This window comes from Citrobacter sp. S55_ASV_140, assembly GCF_018919505.1.
In the GTDB taxonomy this organism is placed as follows: Bacteria; Pseudomonadota; Gammaproteobacteria; order Enterobacterales; family Enterobacteriaceae; genus Citrobacter; species Citrobacter werkmanii.
In genome coordinates, this window is record NZ_JAHLQZ010000305.1 from 1 (window position 1) to 3,181 (window position 3,181).

The 3,181-nt window shown below is 53.0% G+C and carries 1 protein-coding gene and 1 pseudogene; both read right to left on the reverse strand.

The window, feature by feature from the left end:
* Positions 1–98 precede the first annotated feature (98 nt).
* Positions 99–2,453, reverse strand: a complete 2,355-nt coding sequence (gene lon / locus KQJ18_RS22895) for an endopeptidase La (protein ID WP_038638272.1) — start codon at positions 2,451–2,453, stop codon at positions 99–101.
* 184 nt (positions 2,454–2,637) lie between these two features.
* A pseudogene (locus KQJ18_RS22900) lies at positions 2,638–3,181 on the reverse strand (AAA family ATPase); the annotation flags it as partial.

Consider the following 3,181-nt stretch of genomic DNA (forward strand, 5'->3'; position numbering starts at 1 on the left):
GCCTAATCCGTCATCTAAATTAGCTATACAAAAAAAGGCTGGCAAGTCCGAAATGGCCTGCCAGCCCTGTTTTTATTAGTGCTCTTTGCGCGAGGTCACTATTTTGCGGTCACAACCTGCATTCCAGAGGGTTCATTTTGCAGCGCAAGCGTCAAAACTTCCTCGATGCGTTTCACCGGATGGATGTCCAGATCGGCAATCACGTTGTCCGGAATCTCTTCCAGGTCACGTTTGTTTTCATCTGGAATTAAGACCGTCTTAATGCCGCCACGGTGCGCCGCCAGCAGTTTTTCTTTCAAACCACCGATTGGCAGCACCTGACCACGCAGAGTGATCTCGCCGGTCATCGCCACATCGGCGCGTACCGGGTTACCGGTCAGACAAGAAACCAGCGCGGTACACATGGCAATACCGGCACTTGGACCATCTTTCGGCGTTGCCCCTTCCGGTACGTGAACGTGGATGTCGCGTTTTTCGTAAAAGTCCGGATTAATACCCAGTTTTTCCGCGCGCGCGCGCACCACGGTCAGTGCAGCCTGAATAGACTCCTGCATTACCTCACCCAAAGAACCGGTGTAGGTCAGCTTGCCTTTACCCGGAACGCAGGCGGTTTCGATGGTCAGCAGATCGCCGCCCACTTCCGTCCACGCCAGACCGGTCACCTGACCGACGCGGTTTTCGTTGTCCGCGCGACCATAGTCAAAGCGCTGTACGCCCAGGTAGTCGTGCAGGTTGTCGCCATTGATCACAATATGTTTCAGCGATTTGTCGAGCAGCAACTGCTTCACGGCTTTGCGGCACAGTTTAGAGATTTCACGCTCCAGACTACGCACGCCCGCTTCACGGGTGTAGTAACGAATAATGCCCACAATGGCGCTATCGTCGACCGTAAGCTCGCCTTTTTTCAGCGCGTTACGCTCAATCTGTTTCGGCAACAGGTGACGTTTAGCAATATTCAGCTTCTCGTCTTCGGTGTAGCCGGACAGACGGATCACTTCCATACGATCCAGCAACGGCGCCGGAATATTCATGGAGTTCGAAGTCGCAACGAACATCACGTCGCTGAGATCGTAGTCCACTTCCAGGTAGTGATCGCTGAACGCCACGTTCTGCTCTGGATCCAGCACCTCAAGCAGCGCGGAAGCCGGATCGCCACGCATGTCGGAAGACATTTTATCGATCTCATCGAGCAGGAACAGCGGGTTTTTAACGCCCACTTTGGCCATTTTCTGGATCAGTTTACCCGGCATCGAACCGATATAGGTCCGGCGGTGACCGCGAATTTCAGCCTCATCACGTACGCCGCCCAGTGCCATACGGATGTATTTACGCCCGGTCGCTTTCGCGATGGACTGGCCCAGAGAAGTTTTACCTACCCCCGGCGGCCCAACCAGACACAGGATCGGCCCCTTGATTTTGTTCACACGGCTTTGAACCGCGAGATACTCAAGGATACGGTCTTTGACGCGTTCCAGACCGTAATGGTCGGTGTCGAGGATTTCCTGCGCCTGACGCAGGTCTTTTTTGACCTTGCTACGCGCATTCCACGGTACCTGTACCATCCAGTCGATGTAGCCACGGACCACGGTCGCTTCCGCCGACATCGGAGACATCATTTTCAGCTTCTGCAGCTCTGCTTCGGCTTTCTCTTTTGCCTCTTTCGGCATTTTCGCCGCGTCGATTTTGCGTTTCAGCGCTTCGTTTTCGTCCGGCGCATCATCCATCTCGCCGAGTTCTTTCTGAATAGCTTTCATCTGCTCGTTCAGATAGTACTCGCGCTGGGATTTTTCCATCTGCTTCTTCACGCGGTTGCGAATGCGTTTCTCAACCTGCAGCAGATCAATTTCAGATTCCATCATCGCCATCAGATATTCCAGACGTTCGTTAACGTCGGACATCTCCAGCACGGACTGCTTGTCTGCCAGCTTCAGCGGCATGTGCGCAGCGATGGTGTCCGCCAGACGCGCGGGATCGTCAATGCTGTTCAGCGACGTCAACACTTCTGGTGGAATTTTCTTGTTCAGCTTGATATAGCCTTCGAACTGGCTGATAGCGGTACGCACCAGCACTTCCTGTTCGCGCTCATCAATGGCAGGCGAGTCAAGGTACTCCGCTTTTGCAGAGAAATGCTCGCCGTTGTCAGACAGCGCAGAAATACGCGCGCGCTGTAACCCCTCGACCAGCACTTTTACGGTGCCGTCAGGCAGTTTCAGCATCTGCAAAATAGAGGCCACGGTCCCGACGGTGAAAAGATCGTTTACACCCGGCTCATCCGTTGACGCTTCTTTCTGTGCGACCAGCATGATTTTTTTATCATGGTCCATAGCCGCTTCCAGACAACGGATAGATTTTTCCCGCCCTACAAATAAGGGTATGACCATGTGCGGATAAACCACCACATCGCGCAACGGCAATACGGGGATTTCAATGCGTTCAGAACGCTCAGGATTCATAGAGCTCTCTCTTAGTTTAGTGTCCGCCAGGTAATCAGGTGGTACGACTGTGCTTCACACCACCTTTAACATGTATGTCAGTATATGGGGATGTTTCCCACACATTCAACGCCATGTTTACGGAAAAATAAAAGGGGAGATAAAATCCCCCCTTTTTAATTAAATGTCTGTATGAATTGATGAATTATTCGCCAGATGCCTGCTGTGCTTCCGGCTTACCGTAAATCAGCAATGGCTTGCTCTGACCACCAATCACCGACTCATCGATCACCACTTTTTCGACGTCTTCCATCGAAGGCAGATCGTACATGGTGTCAAGCAGCGCGGCTTCGACGATAGAACGCAAACCACGGGCACCGGTTTTGCGCGCCATTGCTTTCTTGGCGATCGCATCCAGCGCTTCCTCACGGAACTCCAGATCGACACCTTCAAGGTTGAACAACGCCTGGTACTGCTTGGTCAGGGCGTTTTTCGGCTCTTTCAGGATCTGGATCAGCGCTTCTTCACTCAGTTCGCTCAGCGTTGCCACCACCGGCAGACGACCAATGAACTCAGGGATCAGACCAAATTTGATCAGATCTTCCGGCTCCACCTGCGACAGCAGCTCACCTTCGCTGGCTTTATCAGACTGCGCTTTTACCGTTGCGCCAAAACCAATGCCGGAGCCGGTTTCAACACGGTTAGCGATCACTTTGTCCAGACCAGCGAACGCGCCACCGCAGATAAAC

Coding starts and splice junctions, on each gene's coding strand:
- lon (WP_038638272.1), bottom strand. CDS start 2,453: ATGAATCCTGAGCGTTCTGAACGCATTGAAATCCCCGTATTGCCGTTG.